We start from the raw sequence: 20,182 nt of genomic DNA on the forward strand, positions 1-20,182 counted from the left end.
GACCATCCAATCAAACAAGCCATGCGTGAGGATTTGCAGCCGCCACGCCGGGCCACCATTCAGGTAGACCGGCCGGCACCAAAGCAACGATGCAACCGCCAAAACCTGCGCCCGTGAGGCGCGCACCGATGGCGCCAGCGCGACGCGCGCTTTCGACCAGCCGGTCGAGTGCCGGCGTCGACACATCGAAATCGCCCGCCAGAGAAGCATGACTTTCGTTCATCAGTGCACCGAAGCTGTGAAGATCCGCGGCCTCCAGCGCCGCGACCGCGGCAAGTACCCGCGCATTCTCGGTCACGACATGACGTGCGCGCTTCAGCATCTCGCCATCGGTCAGCGCCGCAAGGCCTGACGCATCCGCATCGCGCAACATCGGCAGACCGAGATGACGGGCGGCATCGGCCGTCGCCTTGCGTCGCGCGTTGTAGGCGCCATCGACGAGACGCCGTGGCGCGCCGCAATGCACGATGTTGAAATGGAACGCCGACGGCACCGGCACTCGCCGGCCGGTATTTGTCCTGCAATCGAGCAGCAATGCATGCCCGCGCCGTCCCGCAGCGCTCGCCATCTGGTCGAGAATGCCACATTGGACACCGCAATAATTGTTCTCGCCCGCCTGCGCGAGGCGCGCGATCTCACCATCGGAAAGACGCTGACCGGTCAGTGCCAGCACAGCGCGCAGGGTGGCAACCTCAAGTGCCGCCGAGGACGAAAGACCGGCGCCCGCCGGAACCGACGAGCGCACAAGGATCTCGACCGGAGGCACCTCAAAACCGGTCTTTGCCAGTTCAGCCAGCGGGCCGGCAATATAATCGGTCCAGTCGCCGCGCGGCGGGCCATAGGGATCGAAGGCAAGTGTCGCAGCCATCGCCTCGCTCCGGGCGCGAAAGCTTGCGGCGGGCGCCAACGCCACATGGGTTTCGAGCGGCAGCGGCATCGGCAGGCAGAAACCCTCCGCATAGTCCGTGTGGTCGCCGATCAGATTGACCCGGCCGGGCGCCGACGCCGCCACGGCGGGCGAATGGCCGAACGCGCGGTCGAACGCTTCCCTCATCGGCCAGCCTCCGGATCGACGGCTTTCAATCGCGCGGCCGCCTGCTCCGGCGAAACATCGACGAGAAAGACCCCGGCGCCGAGTTCAACGCCGGCAAGAAATTTCAGCTTGTTGCTGTCGCGCCGGAATGGCCGGATCTCGATGGTCATGTGGAAGCTGTCTTCAAAACCACGCGGCGCGGCTTGCACCGTCAGAATATAGGGCATGGGCCGCCCGAAGAGCCCATCAAGCCGCCGCACGGCACGACCCAAAAGACGCGCCAGCGATTCCGTTTCGATCGCTGAAAGCGCATCCGGACCCGCGACGCGACGGCGCGGCGCCAGCCAGGTCTCGAACGGATACATGGCAAAAGGCGGCACGAAAGACAGAGCCGCCTCTTCTTCGTCGAGCAACAACGCGCGCGGTAGTTCGTCGATGAGACGGACGACGACCGGCGCTTCTACCTGCGCTTTGGCGGCCATCAAGGCACGCTGGGGCACGAAGGAGAAGGCATAAATCTGCCCATGCGGATGATGCAGCGTGACACCGATTTCCTCGCCCCGGTTCTCGAACGGCAGTACGAAGGCAAATCCCGCTTCGTCGCGCAGCGCCTTGACCCGTGCGCCCCAAACCTCGATTAACAGCGCCAGCCGATCAAGCGGCAGCGCCCCCAACCCCGACCCGTGATCGGCCGAAAACACCACAACCTCACAGCGCCCCTTTGCCGCCGATACAGAAATCCCATCAATGGGCGCAACGCCGCCCTCTCCTGCGGTCAGCGCCGGAAACCGGTTCTCGAAGACGGCGATCTCAAAATCGGCAAAGGGAATTTCGCCGAGGCGCCCGGCATCCGCCGGACATAACGGACAGGCCGACGCGTCGGGCAGAAATGTTCGTCCCTGCCGCGCGCCGGCATAGGCAACCCACTCGCCGAGAAGCGGATGCCAGCGCAGATAGGGTGCGCTGGCTGGCGGTTCGGCCGGCAGGGCGGCAAGAGGCTGCATGTCGTGTGGCTGGCGGCCATAGAGCAAAAGCTCCCGCCCGCCCGGCATCGCATGTCGTCTGAACGTAAACAATCGGGGGCTCCGCCCTTGCATTAACCCGGCATTAACCGGAAACGAAAGCTCAAATCGGTACGGGGCTATTCTGGCGCACAACTTGCGCACTCACGAAGCAATTGTCGCATTCGGACACATTGTTGGCGTGAGTATCGTGACCGCACTGAACAAACAGATTTCCGCTTTCGAGGCCGCAACCCCCGTTGCCCCGCCTTTTCCGGCCATCGCGGATGCCACCGCGCGCGCTGAGGCCGCAGGCTCGCGCCTGACGCCGCTGGCCGACCGCTTCATGCTGCTGCTGGGCGACATGGGCGCCCTGGTGCTGGCGCAACTGATTGCTGGCCTCGTCGCTTTTGGCGTCAATATTCAGCTCTTTAACACTGAATTCGGTGCCTTGGGCGCCGAGGAACTGACAAGCCGCCTGGTCCGTATCGGCTTCCTTCTGATGCTGCCGGTCCTCTGGTGGGCCGCAAAAGGCCATTATTCGAAGCGCACCCCCTTCTGGGCGGAAGCCAAGGAAATCGTCAAGGCGATTGCCCTGGTCGCGCTGGTCGATGGTTTCCTGCTTTATCTGACCAAGGACTACTTCTCCCGCCTCTGGATGCTCCAGGCATGGTTCTGGGCGCTGATCCTGGTGCCGGTTGCGCGTATCGCAATGAGACATGTGCTGAAGCGGTACGGCGGCTGGACCGCGCCGGTGCTGCTGATCGGCTCGAAAGAGAACACCGATGAAGCCGCGCAGGTACTCGAATCGGAGCCCTATCTGGGCTACGAAATTGCCGGCACGGTCGACCTCGCCGAATTGACGTCGGAGACCAATGCCGTCAATCCCGGCAGCTTGCTCTACCGCGCCGGCGGCCAGCTCTCGGCGGCGCTGAGCCTTGCCTGCAACGGCTATGGCGCCCGGTTCGTGGTGTTGGCGCCCTCGCCCGAGGAAATGGCCAGACTCGACCACATCCTGCGCGCGCTGCACCGCGCCCGCATCGCCTTTTCAATCATTCCGCCGGTCAAGGGCATCGGCGTGATGGCGCTCGAAACCGGCAATTTCTTCAGCCACGACCTCGTCATGCTGACATTGGCCGACAATCTGAATCGGCCGATGGCGCGCCTCGTCAAGCGCAGCTTCGATCTTATCGTTGCCTCGCTGGCGCTGATGGCGCTGTCGCCCTTCTTCTGGGCTGTTTCGGCGCTGATCCGCCTCGATGGTGGGCCGGCCTTCTTCGGTCACCGCCGCGTCGGCGAGAAAGGCCGTGAGTTCCTGTGCCGGAAATTCCGCACCATGCATGTCGATGGCGATGCGATCCTGAAGGAAATACTCGAAAGCGATCCGCTGCGCGCGGCCGAGTGGGCCCGCGACCAGAAGCTCCGCGACGACCCGCGCATCACGCCGGTCGGCGCCTTCCTGCGCAAGACGAGCCTCGACGAGCTGCCGCAGCTCCTGAACGTGATCCGCGGCGAGATGAGCCTTGTCGGTCCGCGCCCGGTCACCTACCCGGAAGTGCTGCGCTACGGCGAGGACGCGGAATATTACCTCTCGGCCAAACCCGGCATCACCGGCCTCTGGCAGGTCAGCGGCCGCAACGACACGACCTATCTGCGCCGCGTCCAGCTCGACGCCTGGTATGTGAAGAACTGGTCGCTCTGGCAGGACATCGCGATCATGTTCAAGACGCTGCCCGCCGTGCTGCTGCGCCAGGGAGCCTGCTGAAGCACCGGAACCTGCCGAACGGCCATAACAATGACAGCGCCGGCGACCGAAAGGTCGCCGGCTTTTCCATTCCGCTCTCCAAACAATAAAATCAGTGGGTTAGTCCCGCCCGTCAGCGACCATCGACCGCACGCGGCGCATGCGATCGGCGGCTGGTAACCTTTCGGAAAGGCTAATTAAGGCAAGAATGAAGGGTCCGTTGGGGCACGCCGTGCGACTATGGGCGGGTGCCAAAGCGCGAATCATTCGGGAAAAGGCAGAGCCGAAGCCATGATTGCAAAAAAATCGATCCTGATTACGGGCGGAACGGGATCGTTCGGGAAGAAGTTTACCCGCACGTTGATCGAGCGGCATGGACCACGACGCCTCGTGATCTACTCCCGCGACGAGCTGAAGCAGTTCGAGATGGCTCAGCAATTCGACGGACCGGAAATGCGTTACTTCATCGGTGACGTACGGGACGGCGAGCGGTTGCGTCAGGCCATGCAGGGTGTCGACATCGTGATCCATGCGGCAGCCCTGAAGCAGGTCCCGGCCGCCGAATACAACCCGATGGAATGTATCAAGACCAACATTCACGGCGCCGAAAACGTGATCAAGGCCGCGATCGAGAACGGGGTTGGGCATGTCATGGCCCTGTCGACCGACAAGGCCGCCAACCCGATCAATCTCTACGGCGCAACCAAACTTGCTTCCGACAAGCTCTTCGTGGCGGCCAACAACATGGTCGGCAACGCGCCGACACGGTTTTCGGTTGTCCGCTACGGCAATGTCGTCGGCTCGCGCGGCTCGGTGGTTCCCTTCTTCGCCAAGCTTATCCAGGACGGCGCAAAGGAGTTGCCGATCACCGACGAACGGATGACGCGTTTCTGGATCACGCTGCAGGAGGGCGTCGATTTCGTGCTCGACAATCTTCAGCGCATGCATGGCGGTGAGATCTTTGTACCCAAGATCCCGTCGATCCGGATCACCGATCTGGCGGCCGCCATGGCCCCGGGAATGCCGACCAGAACTATCGGCATACGCCCCGGCGAGAAACTGCATGAAATCATGTGCCCGGCCGACGATTCACATCTCACCGTCGAATTCGACGATCACTATGTCATCCGCCCGACCATCAAGTTCTTCAACGGCGACGCCGACTACCAGATGAACCGGCGCGGCGAAAAAGGTAAAATTGTCGAGCAGGGCTTTGAGTACAATTCGGGCACGAACCATCGCTTTCTCACTGCCGAGGAGATCGCGACCTACAACGCTCGGGCCGCGGAATGACAAAGGCAGTGATCGTTCAGGCGCGCATGACATCGACGCGCTTGCCCGGAAAAGTGTTGATGGAGCTTGGCGGAACGACCGTCCTCGACCATGTCCTGACAAGATGCGCCGCCATTCCGGGCACCGACAAGGTCTGTTGCGCCATTCCGGAAGGCGATCGCCATGATGCCGTCGCCGCCGAGGCGGAGCGTTGTGGCGCCGTTGTGGTTCGCGGCGCCGAGCTCGACGTGCTCGACCGCTATCATCAGGCCGCGCAGAGCCTTAAGGCCGATATCGTCATGCGAGTCACCAGCGATTGCCCACTGATCGATCCCGGACTTTGCGGCGAGGTTCTGGCAATGTTGCTCGCCGACGACAGCGCCGACTATGCCGCCAATAATTTTTCGCATCGCTATCCGCACGGCCTCGACTGCGAAGCCTTCAGGTTCGATGCCTTGGCACGCGCCTGGAAGGAAGCGACCGAGGAATATGACCGCGAACATGTGACGCCATGGCTGCGCCGCGCGCCAGGCATTCGCCGCCTGTCGCTCGACGGCCCGGACCCCGAGCTCGGCAAGCTTCGCTGGACGCTCGACTATCCGGAGGATCTGGAGTTCTGTCGTGCCTTGTTTCCGCTGCTGGGCAGAGACACGCCGCCATGGCGGGAGACCCTGCGAATCTCCAGGGAACATCAGGATCTGAACGCAATCAATGCGATACGCCGTCAGCGATGAACGATCTGCCGGAAAACGCATAACAAAGGTATGACGATGGCATTTCAAACCGAACAGGAACGCTTCTGGACAGGCTCGTTCGGCGACGAATATATCGACCGCAATCAGGGCGAGCATATTGTCACGTCGAATTTGGCGCTCTTTGCGCGCATACTGAAATCAGCGCCCGATGTAAAATCCATCGTCGAACTCGGGTGCAATATCGGCCTGAATCTGCAAGCGCTGAAACGGATAAATGCGGGTTTTGAGCTTTGCGGCTACGAAATCAACGAAACAGCTGCATCGACTGCACGGGCGCTCGAAATTGCCAATATTGTCCAAGGTACAATACTCGAAGATCTGGCTGCCGGTCGAACCTATGACCTCGCCTTCACCAAGACCGTACTGATCCACATCAATCCGGGAAAGCTGGATCAGGTCTATCGCAATCTTCACGCATTGTCGTCGCGCTATGTCCTGGTGTGCGAGTACTACAATCCCAGCCCCATGGTTGTGACCTACCGGGGCAACGAAGACCGGTTGTTCAAGCGGGATTTCGCTGGCGAGATCATGGACAAGTTCGGAATGCGACTGCTTGACTATGGCTTTGTCTACCATCGGGATAATTATTTTCCACAAGATGACATAACATGGTTTTTGCTGGAGAAATAAGCGGCCATCGGCACGCTTCGGCATATGTTCCGTGTTCCGCGATGCGGGACAAGCAGCAATGAAAGTGCTCCTGCTCGGCAGCACAGGGCTTCTCGGTCAGGCCATCGCGCCCGAATGGCGCCGTCGCGGCCACACAATTCTAGAGGCGGCCCGGCGTGATGCGCCGATCGTGCTCGATATTGCCGACGAGGCCGCTCTGGCCTCGACGCTTGCGGCCGAAGCGCCCGAAATCGTCGTCAACACCGCTGCCCTCACGGATATCGACGCCTGCGAACACGACCCGGCAGCTGCCTGGCGCATCAATGCCCGCCCGCTTGCCTTTCTGGCGGACTGGTCGTCACGAACCGGGGGCAGGCTGGTCCACATTTCGACCGACCATTATTATCTGGACGGCCGTGCCGCAGCACATGACGAGCGGGCACCCGTCATGCTCGTGAACGAGTATGCGCGCACGAAATATGCCGGCGAAGCCCTCGCCCTGACCGCGCCACTTGCGCTGGTCCTGCGCACCAGCATCGTTGGCATTCGTCGATGGGAACGGCCGACTTTCGCCGAATGGGCAATCGACGTGGCGGTGCATGACCGCCCCGCCACGCTCTTCAACGATGCATGGTCATCATCCATCGATGTCCGGACATTTGCGGGGGCGGCGCTCGACATGATCGAGGCTGGAGCAACGGGGCTCTTCAACCTCGCCGCCGGCGAAGTCTACACAAAAGAGACGTTTCTTCGCGAGATCGCGCGCCAACTCGATGTTACGCTGACATCCGCGGTTGCCGGTTCCATCGGCGAACTTGCAACACGGCGCGCCAGCCAGCTCGGACTTGACGTCGGGCGCGCCGAACAGGTTCTCGGTTATCATTTGCCGACGCTTGAAGAAGTCGTTGCCTCAGTCCTGAAACAGCACGGGGAAGGCCACCCATGAACTATCGGACCTCGCTTCGCATCGGCACCCGCGAGATTTCCCTCGAGTCGCCGACCTATTTCATCGCCGATATTGCCGCCAACCACGATGGCGATCTGGGGCGGGCAAAAGACCTGATCTGGCGCGCGAAGGAGGCTGGTGCCGATTGCGCCAAGTTCCAGCATTTCCTTGCCGACAAGATCGTCAGCAAGGTCGGCTTCGAAGGGCCGGCCGGTCAGGTTTCGCATCAGGCGAAATGGAGCAAGTCCGTGACCGAAGTCTATGACCAGTATCACACGCGTCGCGAGTGGACACAGGAGCTTGTCGAAGCTTGCCGGCAGGCGGACATTGATTTCATGACCACACCCTACGACGCCGAAGCAATCGAAATGTTTCGCGACATCGTGCCCGCCTTCAAGGTTGGATCGGGCGATATTACCCACCATGGCGCCATCGAGCAGATGGCGCGGACGGGAAGGCCCGTGCTCCTTGCCTGCGGGGCAGCAGCCATGCCGGAAGTCGAGGAAGCCGTCGCACTGGTGTTGAAGCACAACGACGCGCTTTGCCTCATGCAATGCAACACGAACTACACGGGAAGCGCCGAGAATTTCCGGTATGTCAATTTGCGCGTTCTGCAGACTTTCGCCGCGCGCTGGCCGGGTCTGGTTCTGGGTTTCTCCGATCACACATCCGGCCATTCGGCTGTGCTGGGCGCCGTGGCGCTCGGCGCGCGCGTCGTCGAGAAGCATTTCACCGACGACACCGCGCGCGAGGGGCCCGATCACGCCTTTGCGCTCGATCCGGTCACCTGGCGAACCATGGTCGACGCGACGCGTGAACTCGAGGCCGCGCTTGGCGACGGCGTCAAGCGGGTCGAGGCCAATGAGATGGAAACGGTCGTCATCCAGCGGCGCGCCCTGCGGTTGCGGAACGCCTTGCCGGCAGGAACCGTTCTTTCGGAAGACCATCTGGAAGCCTTGCGGCCTTGTCCTGAAGGCGCCATCCCCCCCAGTGCAATTTCCAGCGTGCTTGGCAAACGCCTCACAACGGCCAAGGACGCGGGAAAGGAGTTGCTGTGGAGCGACATCGAACCGCGGTCCTGATCCCGGCCCATCGGGAAGGCGGAACAATCTCTACCGTCGTCGCGGCGGCCGTCAGGCAGGCGCGGGTTATCGTGGTCGACGACTGTTCGCCCGACGATACGGCCGCGCGCGCGACCGCCGCCGGCGCTGTCGTGGTGCACAACATCGTGAATCTTGGATACGAAGGATCATTGAACCGGGCCTTCGAGAAGGCGATGGGGATGGGCTTCGAGTTTGCGATCACCATGGACGCGGATGGCGAACACGATCCGGGCCTGATCGCAGACTTCCGGGACATTCTCGAAACAGGGCAGGTGCCGCTCGTCCTCGGCGTCAGACCGCGCAAGCAGCGCCTGGCCGAGACGATCATGGGTCTCTATGTCAAGGCCCGCTTCGGCGTTGACGACATACTCTGCGGCATGAAGGGGTACGACCTGCGCCTCTACTCGGACAATGGCGGCTTCGATCGCAACGGATCGATCGGCACGGAACTCGCCCTCAATTCGCTGCGGCGCGGCGCTTCATTTCGCCAGCTGCCGGTAAGCGGCACGCCGCGCCGGGACGCCCCCCGCTTCGACCGGCGCTGGCGCGCAAACTGGCGCATTCTCAAGGCGTGCTGGCGGTTGATCCGTGACGATATCCGGCCAAAATCCCACGCACCGGGACAGCCAACGACAGAGCCGGATGGACGCCGGTAGGGCGCAGAGCCGATACGCAAGGGGATGCCGCGCCGGTCTGAGCGGCGCCTTCAGCGGGCCTTGCCCGGAGCGAACAGACCGTCGCCTGCATCGAATGCAAGCCCGGTCGCCACCGGACGGGACCGGCGTGCCAGCAGCATCGCGACAAGGACCCCGGCAATGGTCCCGACCGCGATGCCGAGCCCGTTCGCGGCAAGATCGCCGAAAGAGGCCGACCGCGTCGGAAGGAAGGCCTGGACAAGCTCGATAGCACCGCTCAGCAGGAAAAGACCCGAGGCCGCAGCCGCCCGCGATGCCACACGCACAAGCAGCGGTGGCGCGAAGCCCGCCAGCAGCGCCCAGGCTAAAAAATGCACAAGCTTGTCGGCATGGGGAAGCGGAATTTTCAGGGATGACGGCCCGAGATCCGGGATCAGCGAGCCGGCCAGAACAGCAAGCCCGAGCGCCAGCCAGACAAGCGCGAGCAGCATCCGGATGCGGCGAAGACTATGGGGATCGCTCAAGCGCATAAGGCTCTCTCGTAACGGGATCGCATCGGTCGAAAGGGTCGGTGCCGGCCGGGCGCAAAAGTCAGGCGCAAAAGTCAGGCGCAAGAGATGGAAAGACCTGCAACATGGACGGGTGGTCGCTCTACTCCGCGGCGGGCTTGTTCACCTCACGACCATAGACATCGTCGAAACGGACAATATCGTCCTCGCCGAGATAGGCGCCCGACTGCACCTCGATGATCGAGAGCGGTGCGCTGCCGGGATTCTCGAGGCGGTGCTTCGTTCCAACCGGAATATAGACTGATTGGTTCTCTTCAAGCATCCGGGTCTCCTCGCCGACCGTCACCTGCGCGCGGCCCTTGACGACAACCCAGTGCTCGGCGCGCTGGTGATGCATCTGCAACGAAAGCGCCGCACCCGGATGCACCATCAGATGCTTGACCTGGTGCCGCTCGCCGGCATCGAGGCTTTCATAGAACCCCCAGGGCCGGTGAACGCGGCGATGCGCGTTGTGCTCGCTCCGTCCGGCACCGGCGACGCGTTCGACGATTTTCTTGACGTCCTGCACACGGTCGCGCGCCGCGACCAGCAACACATCGCCCGTATCGACAATGACGAGATTGTCAACGCCGAGCGTCGCGACCAGTCCGTGTTCGGACCGGATATAACTGTCGCGCGTCTCTTCTGCGATCACATCGCCGACCGTCACATTGCCGGCCGCATCCTTCGCGCCGATCTCCCACAGTGCGCCCCATGAGCCGATATCGCTCCAGCCCATCTCGACGGGGATGACCGCCGCTTCGGCCGTCCGTTCCATCACCGCATAGTCGATGGAGTCGGACGGACAGGCGGCAAAAGCCGCGGCATCGAGGCGCAGGAAATCGAGATCGCAAGCGGCTCGCGCAACCGCTTCTCCGGCATGCGCGGCAATCTCGGGGCAATGCATCCGCATCTCATCGAGAATCCGGTCGGCACGGAACATGAAGATGCCGGCATTCCAGTCATAGCCACCTTCGGCGAGATAACGTTCGGCGGTCGCCTGATCGGGTTTCTCGACGAAACGTGCGACCGCAAAGCCCGTACTGCCCTCGATCGCTTTCCCGCGCTTGATATAGCCGTAACCGGTCTCAGGCGCCGAAGGAACGACGCCGAAAGTGACGAGCTTGCCGGCCTGCGCGAGTTCAGCACCCGCCGCAACCGCGCGATGAAAACCCGCAACATCGCCGATATGATGATCGGCCGGCAGAAGTAGCAGAATACCCTGCGGATCAAGGCCCTGAACGAAGGCCGCGGCCGCAGCCGCGGCAGGCGCGGTGTTGCGGCCTTCCGGTTCCAGGATATGCGCCAGAGGCTTGAGGCCCGCCTCCTGCATCTGCTGGGCGATGATGAAACGCTGCGCATCATTGGAGACGATGAGGGGCGCGGCAAACGGCGACGGCCCCGTCACACGGAGCACCGTTTCGACCAGCATGGAATGCGCGGAGACAAGCGGCAGCAACTGCTTGGGGTAGAGCGCGCGCGAGGTCGGCCAGAGCCGCGAGCCGACGCCGCCTGAAAGGATCACCGGATAGAGGGTGATACTGCTCATCGCCGCCGCCTTTGTCCTTGCGGCGCCAACAGCCGCGTCAATTGCGAACCCGGATCCCGGGTCCCTGTGCCCAAGACTACGGCGCCCGGACAGGAAATTCCACGCAACGCCGCCATTCTGGTTAACGGCGCCGGTGTCAGGCCCGGACCGCCCCGTTGAACGCAACGCTGCCGGCCGCACGGCGCATGTCAGCCTCGACCATCTCGGTCACAAGCTCGGCAAAGCTGGTCTTGTGAACCCAGCCGAGCTCGTCGCGTGCTTTCGCGGCATTGCCGACCAGCGAATTGACTTCGGCCGGACGGTAGAAGGACGGATCGACCTCGATCAGCGTCTTGCCCGTCTTGCGATCGATCCCCTTTTCCTCGATGCCGGCACCGTCCCATTCGAGCGGACGCCCGACCATGTCGAAGGCGAGCTCGACGAAATCGCGCACCGAATGTTCCTCACCGGTCGCCAGCACATAATCGCCGGCCCGCTCCCGCTGCAGCATCCGCCACATGCCCTCGACATAATCGCGCGCATGACCCCAGTCGCGCCGCGAATTGATGTTGCCGAGATAGAGCCGGTCCTGCAGGCCGTGATGAATGGCCGCCGCCGCGCGCGTGATCTTGCGGCTGACAAAGGTTTCGCCACGATTGGGGCCTTCATGATTGAAAAGGATCCCGTTCGAGGCGTGGAAGCCATAGGCCTCGCGATAATTGACGACCGTCTGGAAGGCGAAATGCTTCGAGATCGCATAAGGGCTGCGCGGCCGGAACGGCGTCGTCTCGCTCTGCGGCGTCTCCTGCACATTGCCGAAAAGCTCGGACGTCGACGCCTGGTAGAAGCGCACGCTCTCGCCCATATCGAGCAGGCGGATCGCCTCGAGAATCCGCAGCACACCGGTTGCATTGACGTCGGTGGTGTATTCGGGTTTGTCGAAACTGACCTTCACATGGCTCTGGGCGGCAAGATTGTAGACCTCGTCGGGTTTCACTTCCTTCAGGACGCGGAACAGGCTCGATCCATCGGTCATGTCGCCGAAATGCATCTTGAGATCGGAATTGGCGCCCCGCTCCTCGCCATAGAGATGGTTGATCCGGTCGGTGTTGAAGGAAGAAGAGCGGCGCATCAGCCCATGCACGTCATAGCCCTTGTCGATCAGGAGATCGGCCAGGTAGCTCCCGTCCTGGCCTGTAATGCCCGTGATTAACGCGACCCGCTTGGTCATGCCCGACTGTCTCCTGCAAATACCGTCCGCGGCCGGCCAATCCTGACCGGCCAATACTGAAATCCGCGGTGCCCTTGTGCCCTGGCCCCGACCCGTAACGGGCTCTAGATACATGGATTTTGCCGGAACGGGAACAGTCGGCGGCTTCGGCGCTTGCCGCTGCCGCCCCGCCATGCCAGAAGAGACCCGAGACTTTCAAATAAGGTACTGATATTAAGTACTTAGACGACAACCCCGCCTGGATTCCCCGCTCATGACCCAGATGCCCCGAAAAGCCGTTTTCCCGGTCGCCGGTCTCGGCACCCGCTTCCTGCCCGCGACCAAGGCGGTCCCGAAGGAAATGCTGACCGTCGTCGACAAGCCGGTGATCCAGTATGCGGTCGAGGAAGCGATCGAGGCCGGCATCGAGCATTTCGTCTTCGTGACCGGGCGCGGCAAGGGCGCAATCGAGGATCATTTCGACGTCGCCTACGAGCTTGAAGCGACGTTGAAGGCACGCGGCAAGACGGCCGAAATCGCCCAGCTCGAGGCATCAAGACCGACCGCCGGTGCCGCCAGCTTCGTCCGCCAGCAGGAGCCGCTGGGCCTCGGCCACGCCGTCTGGTGCGCGCGCGACATTGTCGGCGACGAGCCTTTCGCCCTGGCTCTCCCCGACATGCTGATCCACGCACCGCGTGGTTGCTTCGCCCAGATGATGGATGTCTATCGCATCCATGGCGGCAATGTGATCGCGGTTGAGGAAGTGCCGCATGAACATGTCCATCGCTATGGTGTCGTGGCGCTCGAGCAGAAGCTCGACGAACGCACCCATCGCATCGCTGGCATGGTCGAGAAACCGAAACGGGAAGAGGCCCCGTCCAATCTGATCATTTCCGGACGCTATATACTGCAGCCTGAAATCTTCGAAAAACTGGCGACCCAGAAGCCCGGTGCCGGTGGCGAAATCCAGCTGACCGACGCAATGATTGCACTGGTGGCCGAACAAGCTTTCCACGCCTATCGCTTCGAAGGTACGACCTATGATTGCGGTGACAAGATCGGCTTTCTGACCGCCAATGTGGCGCTGGCGCTGGCACGTCCGGACATTGCGCCGGCCTTCCGCCCTATTCTGGATGGGCTGGTCAGCCGTTAAGGACGGGGGAGTTTTTCCCGACCATAAAAAGGCCGGGCAAGAAATCAGGGGAAAAAGCAAGACGTGATCGAAGTCGAAGAAACCGCCATTCCCGGAGTACGGATCCTGAAGCCGCGCCGTTTCGGCGATGCACGCGGCTGGTTTTCGGAAACCTTCAACCGCCGCGCAATGGCGGAGGCCGGCATCGACATCGACTTCATTCAGGACAATGAGTCGCTCTCGGCCGCGCCCGGCACCGTCCGCGCCCTGCATTTCCAGGCACCGGATTTCGCGCAGACGAAACTGGTGCGCGTTCTGACCGGTGCCGTCCTCGACGTCGCCGTCGATCTCAGGCGCGGATCGCCGACCTACGGCCGCCATGTCGCCGCGACGCTCAGCGCCGTGGACGGGCGGCAGCTTCTGGTGCCGAAGGGCTTTGCCCATGGTTTCTGCACGCTTGCGCCGGATACCCGCGTTTTTTACAAGGTGGATGCGTATTATTCGCAATCCCATGATGCGGGGATAGTATGGAACGATCCGGATATTGCGATCGACTGGCCGGTCGCGCCGGACAAGGCCACACTGTCGGAAAAGGACCTCCGGCTTCCGCGCCTGGCCGATATCAACCCGCCTTTCGTCTATGGGGCGGACTGATCGGGACCGGAACGGGCGAGAGATAAACGGGGATTGTTCGATGCGTTTTGCAGTGACGGGTGGTGCGGGGTTCATCGGTTCGGCGGTTATCCGCCGGCTGATCGGTCAAACTGGGCATGAAGTGCTGAACATCGATTGCCTGACCTATGCGGGCAATCTCGATTCGCTGGCCGGCGTATCGCGGAACATCCGCTACCATTTCTCGCCGACCGACATTCGCGATCTGCCAGCACTGCGCCGGGCCGTCGAAGACTTCCGTCCCGACATCATCATGCATCTGGCCGCCGAAACCCATGTCGATCGCTCGATCGATGGCCCGGCCGCCTTCATCGAAACCAATGTCGTCGGCACCGCCAATCTGCTGGAAGTCGCACGAGCCTGGTGGGAAGGTCTGGAGGGCGCGGCGAAGGCCCGCTTCCGCTTTCATCACATCTCGACCGACGAGGTCTTCGGCTCGCTGGGACCGACAGGCGCCTTCACCGAGGAAAGTCACTACGCGCCGAACTCGCCTTACTCCGCCTCGAAAGCGGGCTCGGATCATCTGGTGCGCGCCTGGCGCGAAACCTTCGGTCTGCCGACCGTGGTCAGCAATTGCTCGAACAATTACGGTCCCTGTCAGTTCCCCGAAAAACTGATCCCGCTCGTCATCCTGAACGCGCTCGAGGGAAAGCCACTCCCGGTCTATGGCAGCGGTCTGCAGATACGCGACTGGCTGCATGTCGACGATCACGCGGAGGCGCTGATCGCCATTGCAACGAGAGGAATCATCGGCGAGAGCTACAATGTCGGCGGAAATGCCGAACGCACCAATATCGATGTCGTGCGAACGATCTGCCGCCTGCTCGACGAGCTGCAGCCGGGATCGCCGCATGGCCCGCATGAGAAGCTGATCGCTCATGTCACCGATCGGCCGGGCCATGATGCGCGTTACGCGATCGACGCCTCGAAAATCGCCCGCGAGCTCGGCTGGCAACCGCAGGAAAATTTCGAAAGCGGGCTGCGCAAGACCGTCGAGTGGTATTTGCAGAACCGGGACTGGTGGGAACGCGTTCGCTCCGGCCTCTATCGCGGCGAGCGTCTTGGCCTGATCGACGCGGATTAAAGAAACATGACCGAACCGCGCACAAGACGCCTGCTGGTGACCGGCGCCGGCGGCCAGATTGGAACGAAGCTGATCGCGCGAGCCGCAGCCCATGGCTTTGCGGCCATCGGAACCACGCGCGCCGAACTCGACATCACTGACCGGGCCGCGATCGATGCTGCAATCGCATCGCTGAAACCCGACATCGTCATCAATGCAGCCGCCTGGACGGCCGTCGACCGCGCCGAAAGCGAGCCGGACCTCGCGCATGAAATCAACGCCCATGCGCCGGGCCTTCTGGGTGCCGCCTGCGATCGGGCCGGCATACCGCTGCTTCATATCTCGACCGATTATGTCTTCGACGGCTCGGCCGCCCGTCCCTGGCGGGAAGAAGATCCGCTGGCCCCGCTCGGCGTCTATGGCAAGAGCAAGGCCGAGGGCGAAGCGGCACTCCGTCGCGCCACCGAGAACCACATCATCCTGCGCACGGCCTGGGTCTTTAGCCCCTGTGGCAGCAATTTCGTCAAGACGATGCTGCGCCTTGCCGCCGAACGGGACGAACTGACCGTGGTCGACGACCAGAAGGGGTCTCCCTCCTCGGCGATCGATATCGCGCGCGTTCTGCTGACGCTGGCCCGTCTGTCGCTCGACAGGCAGGTGGCCGGCGAAGCGCCGCCGCGCGGCACCTGGCATTTCTGTAACGCCGGCGTGACCAGCTGGTATGAATTCGCCCGCGCGATCATGGCCGGCGCCGCCGCGCGGGGCGCGCCTTCGGCCCGCGTGCGGCCGATCCCGACATCCGCCTATCCGACCCCGGCACGGCGTCCGGAAAATTCGGCGCTCGATTGCACGAAGCTCACCCATGATTTCGGGATCGTCCCGCGGCCCTGGACGGAAGCCCTCGACGACGTGCTCGACAGGCTCCTGACGCCGGACCACTGAACATGAGACAGCAAAAGGTACGAGACATATGAAGGGCATCATCCTGGCGGGCGGAAGCGGCACGCGGCTTTACCCCGTGACCAGGGCCGTGTCGAAGCAATTGCTGCCGGTCTATGACAAGCCGATGATCTATTATCCGCTGACGACCCTGATGCTGGCCGGCATTCGCGATATTCTGGTGATCACGACACCGCAGGATGCCGCCGCCTTCGAACATCTGCTGGAGGACGGCAGCCAATGGGGCATTTCGATTTCCTATGCCGTGCAGCCCAAACCCGAAGGCCTTGCCCAGGCCTTCATCATTGGTCGCGATTTCGTCGGTGGCGGGCGCTGCGCGCTGGTGCTGGGCGACAATATTTTCTACGGCAATGGCCTCTCGGCGATCCTTCAACGTGCGGCGCGGCCGGGCAAGGGCGCGACGGTCTTCGGCTATTGGGTCCGCGATCCGGAACGCTACGGCGTTGTCGCCTTCGATGAGGCCGGCAAGGCGATCTCGATCGAGGAAAAGCCCGAAAAACCGAAATCGAACCATGCGGTGACCGGGCTCTATTTCTACGATTCCCATGTCTGCGACATGGCGGCCGAGGTCCGGCCTTCCGCGCGCGGCGAGCTCGAAATCACGACACTGAACGAGATGTATCTGAAGCGCGGCGAATTGACGGTCGAGCTGCTGGGCCGGGGCTTCACCTGGCTCGACACCGGCACCCACCAGTCGCTGCTGCAGGCCGCGCAATTCGTCGAGACGATCGAGGAGCGCCAGAACCTGAAGATCGGCAGCCCGGAAGAAGTCGCCTACCGCATGGGCTATATCGACGCCGAACAATTGCTGGCGGCCGCCCGCAGCGTCGGCAAGAGCAGCTATGGCAGCTATTTGCGCGCGCTGGTCAAAAACAGATAGATATCGCAATGACGCCTGTCCAGCCGGGTGCGGGACAGACCGGCATCCGGCCGATGACAGTCAGGGGTGAACGATGAAAGTGGCGATGATCGGCACCGGCTATGTGGGCCTCGTTTCAGGGACCTGCTTTGCCGAATTTGGCCACAACGTCGTCTGCGTCGACAAGGACGCGGCCAAGATCGATCGCCTGCGCAAGGGCGAAATTCCGATCTTCGAGCCGGGTCTTGAAACGCTTGTGGCAAGCAACGTGGAATCGGGCCGGCTGAGTTTCACCACCGAACTCGCGCCGGCGCTGAAGGATGCGGATGCCGTCTTCATCGCCGTCGGCACGCCGAGCCGCCGCGGCGACGGCCATGCCGACCTGACCTATGTATTTGCCGCCGCCGAGGAGATTGCCGATGTGCTCGATCATTACGCGGTCATCGTCACCAAATCGACCGTCCCGGTCGGTACCGGCGACCGGATCGAGGCGCTGATCCGCACCCGCCGCAAGGACCTTGATTTCGATGTCGCCTCCAACCCTGAATTCCTGCGCGAGGGCGCGGCGATCGACGATTTCATGCGGCCCGACCGTATCGTCGTCGGTGCGAGCGCGGAACGCGCGCGCGAGGTGATGCGCCGCATCTACCGGCCGCTTTTCCTCAACGAAACGCCGGTCGTCTTCACCGACCGGCGCACATCGGAGCTAACCAAATACGCGGCCAATGCATTCCTGGCCACCAAGATCACCTTCATCAACGAGATGGCCGATCTCTGCGAGGCGGCAGGCGCCAATGTGCAGGATGTCGCCCGCGGTATCGGGCTTGACGGCCGCATCGGCAAGAAATTCCTGCATGCCGGTCCCGGCTATGGCGGCTCCTGCTTTCCGAAAGACACCAAGGCCTTACTGCAGACCGCGCGTGAATTCGCAACGCCGGTCAGTATCGTCGAGGCGGTCGTCGGCGCCAATGACCGCCGCAAGAAGCGCATGGCCGAAAAGATCATTGCGGCCTTCGGCGGCGCGGTCACGGGCAAGCGCATCGCCGTCCTCGGCGTCACCTTCAAGCCCAATACCGACGACATGCGCGATGCGCCAAGCCTCGACATCCTGCCGGCGCTGCAGCAGGCCGGCGCCCGCGTCATCGCCTTCGATCCGGAAGGCATGAAGGAGGCGGCGAAGCTGCTTGAAGGTGTCGAATGGACAAATGATGCTTATCAAACGATGCAAGGCGCCGATGGCGTCGTGATCCTGACCGAGTGGAACGAATTCCGCGCCCTCGATCTCGACCGCGTGAAATCGCTGCTGACGACACCGTTGATGATCGACCTGCGCAACATCTACACGCCCGATGAAATGGCGCAGGCGGGGTTTGAATATCATTCGGTCGGGCGGCCGTCGCAACGGCAGTAAACCGGCGACGCCTGAAACACCGTCGGTGCTTGCTCCCCGCCCGCGGGATCTTGCAAAGCCCAGCCTCACCGCCAGGAACGGCCCCGATGGGGGCAGCAACACAACACCTTGCGTTGTCGAACTCCGTATTTCAGCAGTCTAGATGAGATGGCAGGAAAGCGCCGGCAGGCCTCGCCGACGAACCGCTGTTTGCCCTCTGCGGCGAAATGGCACCCGCCTGTCGGGCGCAATCGAACGGTAATCATTGTTACAAAGAACTGCCGCGTTAGAATGAACAACTGCAATATTGATCGTCATCTCGAAAGACCAAATGGCGATAAGGGAACGGGGAAAATGCCGGACAGTGCCGACACGACAGGCGACGGCATCAGCGCGGCGGCTCAAGCAGAGGTCGACCGGCGGGATCGGACGCTTGCGGGTTTTCTGCGGCGTGCCCTCTTCAGAAACCGCGTCCAGCTTCTCGGCGGCGTTCTCTTTGCCGTCCTGCTGCCGCTCGCTTTCCGTTTTGACCTGGCCGATGTTCCGCTGACGCAATCCTCCCTGGCCAACACGATTATTGGCGCGACCATCGCCTTGACGCTCGGTTTCTTTTTCTATCGGCGGTTGACGGACTATCCAGGCACGGAAGGCATTTCCTATGCGGTTCCGGTCTTCGCACTGGCCTATGGCGCCGTGCTGGTTCTCTTTGTCTTCCTGCGCCTCGACTACAGCCGCTATCTCTTCGGCGCGAGCTATCTGATGGCGGTCATCTGGTTTACCGCCCTGTCGATCGCCGTGGTGAGGCTCCGGACCTACCGGATCGGCATCGTGCCGGGCGGCAGCGTCGCCACTCTGGCCGATCCCGGTTCGGTCCGCTGGGAAAGGCTGAGCGAATCCCGCGCCCTGCCGCGCGGCCTCAATGCCGTCGTTGCTGATCTGCGCAGCGATTTTTCGCCGGAATGGGAACGCTTCATCGCCGAAACGGCGATCGCCGGAACGCCGGTCTTCCACGTCAAGCAGCTGCAGGAAAGGCTGACCGGCCGCGTCGAGATCGAGCATCTCTCCGAAAACACGCTGGGCGCGCTCAACCCCGACGATCTCTATCTGAAGATCAAGCAGGCAATCGACTGGCTGGGCGCCCTCCTCGCCCTCCTGCTCACCCTGCCGTTTCTGGTGGCTATTGCTGTTGTGATCCGCCTCGAATCGAAAGGCCCGGCTCTCTTCAGCCAGGCCCGCATGGGTTATCGCGGCAATGTCTTCACGCTCTACAAGTTCCGCACCATGACGACGGAGCGCGATGGCGCGCAGTCGGCGCGCGAGCAGGCGATGACGCAGGACGACGACCGGCGCATCACGCGGTTCGGCCGCTTCCTGCGCCGCACGCGGCTCGACGAACTGCCGCAGATGATCAACATCCTGCGCGGCGAAATGAGCTGGATCGGCCCGCGCCCCGAAGCGGTGCCGCTATCGGAATGGTATGAAAAGGAACTGCCCTTTTACCGCTACCGCCATATCGTCCGGCCGGGGATTTCAGGCTGGGCGCAGGTGATGCAGGGCCATGTCGCCTCGCCGGACCAGGTCCTCGGCAAGCTCCACTACGATTTCTACTACATCAAGAATTTCTCGCCCTGGCTCGACCTCTTGATCGTGCTGAAGACGATCCGCACCATGCTGACGGGCTTCGGGGCGCGCTAGCTGGGGCAGCCGCCGGCGCAATTCGCA

At 62.5% G+C, this 20,182-nt stretch carries 19 protein-coding genes; 14 read left to right on the forward strand and 5 right to left on the reverse strand.

The annotated features are described in order from the left end of the window. Positions 1 to 10: 10 nt before the first annotated feature. A complete protein-coding gene (galK, locus tag Q7V31_RS04335; protein WP_304732613.1) occupies positions 11 to 1,054 on the reverse strand; it encodes a galactokinase in 1,044 nt (347 codons plus the stop codon). Beyond that, positions 1,051 to 2,109, reverse strand: coding sequence for a galactose-1-phosphate uridylyltransferase (gene galT / locus Q7V31_RS04340; protein ID WP_304732614.1), 1,059 nt, complete (start codon positions 2,107 to 2,109; stop codon positions 1,051 to 1,053). Before galT ends, galK begins: the two co-directional genes overlap by 4 nt. A gap of 136 nt (positions 2,110 to 2,245) precedes the next feature. Here galT and wbaP point away from each other — a divergent pair, with 136 nt between their 5' ends. The 7 genes from wbaP (at position 2,246) to Q7V31_RS04375 (ending at position 9,119) form a co-directional block, all read left to right on the forward strand. Next, on the forward strand, positions 2,246 to 3,799 hold the full coding sequence (gene wbaP, locus Q7V31_RS04345) for an undecaprenyl-phosphate galactose phosphotransferase WbaP (protein WP_304732615.1): 1,554 nt from the start codon (positions 2,246 to 2,248) through the stop codon (positions 3,797 to 3,799). Positions 3,800 to 4,069: 270 nt separating this feature from the next. Beyond that, complete coding sequence (gene pseB / locus Q7V31_RS04350; protein ID WP_304732616.1) at positions 4,070 to 5,071, forward strand: UDP-N-acetylglucosamine 4,6-dehydratase (inverting); 1,002 nt, start codon at positions 4,070 to 4,072, stop codon at positions 5,069 to 5,071. Next, the gene (locus tag Q7V31_RS04355) at positions 5,068 to 5,784 is read left to right on the forward strand and encodes a glycosyltransferase family protein (RefSeq protein ID WP_304732617.1); all 717 of its coding nucleotides are present in this window, start codon (positions 5,068 to 5,070) and stop codon (positions 5,782 to 5,784) included. The genes pseB and Q7V31_RS04355 overlap by 4 nt, the downstream gene beginning before the upstream one ends. Before the next feature lie 36 nt (positions 5,785 to 5,820). Then, positions 5,821 to 6,435, forward strand: coding sequence for a pseudaminic acid biosynthesis-associated methylase (locus tag Q7V31_RS04360; protein ID WP_304732618.1), 615 nt, complete (start codon positions 5,821 to 5,823; stop codon positions 6,433 to 6,435). Positions 6,436 to 6,493: 58 nt separating this feature from the next. Next, positions 6,494 to 7,360 (forward strand): sugar nucleotide-binding protein, encoded by an 867-nt coding sequence (locus Q7V31_RS04365; RefSeq protein WP_304732619.1) that lies wholly within the window; start codon positions 6,494 to 6,496, stop codon positions 7,358 to 7,360. Continuing rightward, on the forward strand, positions 7,357 to 8,442 hold the full coding sequence (locus Q7V31_RS04370) for an N-acetylneuraminate synthase family protein (protein WP_304732620.1): 1,086 nt from the start codon (positions 7,357 to 7,359) through the stop codon (positions 8,440 to 8,442). Before Q7V31_RS04365 ends, Q7V31_RS04370 begins: the two co-directional genes overlap by 4 nt. Further along, positions 8,415 to 9,119 (forward strand): glycosyltransferase, encoded by a 705-nt coding sequence (locus Q7V31_RS04375; protein ID WP_304732621.1) that lies wholly within the window; start codon positions 8,415 to 8,417, stop codon positions 9,117 to 9,119. The genes Q7V31_RS04370 and Q7V31_RS04375 overlap by 28 nt, the downstream gene beginning before the upstream one ends. Positions 9,120 to 9,169: 50 nt before the next feature. Here Q7V31_RS04375 and Q7V31_RS04380 read toward each other — a convergent pair whose 3' ends face one another. The 3 genes from Q7V31_RS04380 to gmd form a co-directional block, all read right to left on the reverse strand. Beyond that, positions 9,170 to 9,622, reverse strand: a complete 453-nt coding sequence (locus Q7V31_RS04380; RefSeq protein ID WP_304732622.1) for a VanZ family protein — start codon at positions 9,620 to 9,622, stop codon at positions 9,170 to 9,172. Between the two features lie 127 nt (positions 9,623 to 9,749). Beyond that, a complete protein-coding gene (locus Q7V31_RS04385; protein WP_304732623.1) occupies positions 9,750 to 11,195 on the reverse strand; it encodes a mannose-1-phosphate guanylyltransferase/mannose-6-phosphate isomerase in 1,446 nt (481 codons plus the stop codon). 136 nt (positions 11,196 to 11,331) lie between these two features. Next, the gene (gene gmd / locus Q7V31_RS04390) at positions 11,332 to 12,405 is read right to left on the reverse strand and encodes a GDP-mannose 4,6-dehydratase (RefSeq protein ID WP_304732624.1); all 1,074 of its coding nucleotides are present in this window, start codon (positions 12,403 to 12,405) and stop codon (positions 11,332 to 11,334) included. A gap of 253 nt (positions 12,406 to 12,658) precedes the next feature. On the opposite strand from gmd, the gene galU reads away from it, so the two are divergent. The 7 genes from galU to Q7V31_RS04425 all read left to right on the forward strand — a co-directional run bounded on the left by galU (position 12,659) and on the right by Q7V31_RS04425 (position 20,155). Then, positions 12,659 to 13,537 (forward strand): UTP--glucose-1-phosphate uridylyltransferase GalU, encoded by an 879-nt coding sequence (gene galU, locus Q7V31_RS04395; protein ID WP_304732625.1) that lies wholly within the window; start codon positions 12,659 to 12,661, stop codon positions 13,535 to 13,537. A gap of 63 nt (positions 13,538 to 13,600) precedes the next feature. Continuing rightward, positions 13,601 to 14,170, forward strand: a complete 570-nt coding sequence (rfbC, locus tag Q7V31_RS04400; protein ID WP_304732626.1) for a dTDP-4-dehydrorhamnose 3,5-epimerase — start codon at positions 13,601 to 13,603, stop codon at positions 14,168 to 14,170. A 40-nt stretch (positions 14,171 to 14,210) separates the two neighbouring features. Beyond that, on the forward strand, positions 14,211 to 15,272 hold the full coding sequence (gene rfbB, locus Q7V31_RS04405; RefSeq protein ID WP_304732627.1) for a dTDP-glucose 4,6-dehydratase: 1,062 nt from the start codon (positions 14,211 to 14,213) through the stop codon (positions 15,270 to 15,272). 6 nt (positions 15,273 to 15,278) lie between these two features. Further along, positions 15,279 to 16,193 (forward strand): dTDP-4-dehydrorhamnose reductase, encoded by a 915-nt coding sequence (rfbD, locus tag Q7V31_RS04410; RefSeq protein ID WP_304732628.1) that lies wholly within the window; start codon positions 15,279 to 15,281, stop codon positions 16,191 to 16,193. A 28-nt stretch (positions 16,194 to 16,221) separates the two neighbouring features. Further along, positions 16,222 to 17,091, forward strand: a complete 870-nt coding sequence (rfbA, locus tag Q7V31_RS04415; protein ID WP_304732629.1) for a glucose-1-phosphate thymidylyltransferase RfbA — start codon at positions 16,222 to 16,224, stop codon at positions 17,089 to 17,091. A gap of 73 nt (positions 17,092 to 17,164) precedes the next feature. Next, positions 17,165 to 18,481, forward strand: a complete 1,317-nt coding sequence (locus tag Q7V31_RS04420) for a UDP-glucose/GDP-mannose dehydrogenase family protein (protein WP_304732630.1) — start codon at positions 17,165 to 17,167, stop codon at positions 18,479 to 18,481. A gap of 333 nt (positions 18,482 to 18,814) precedes the next feature. After that, positions 18,815 to 20,155, forward strand: coding sequence for a sugar transferase (locus tag Q7V31_RS04425; RefSeq protein ID WP_304732631.1), 1,341 nt, complete (start codon positions 18,815 to 18,817; stop codon positions 20,153 to 20,155). Positions 20,156 to 20,182: the final 27 nt, after the last annotated feature.

The sequence above is a fragment of the Parvibaculum sp. genome, from assembly GCF_030651915.1.
Taxonomy (GTDB): Bacteria; Pseudomonadota; Alphaproteobacteria; order Parvibaculales; family Parvibaculaceae; genus Parvibaculum.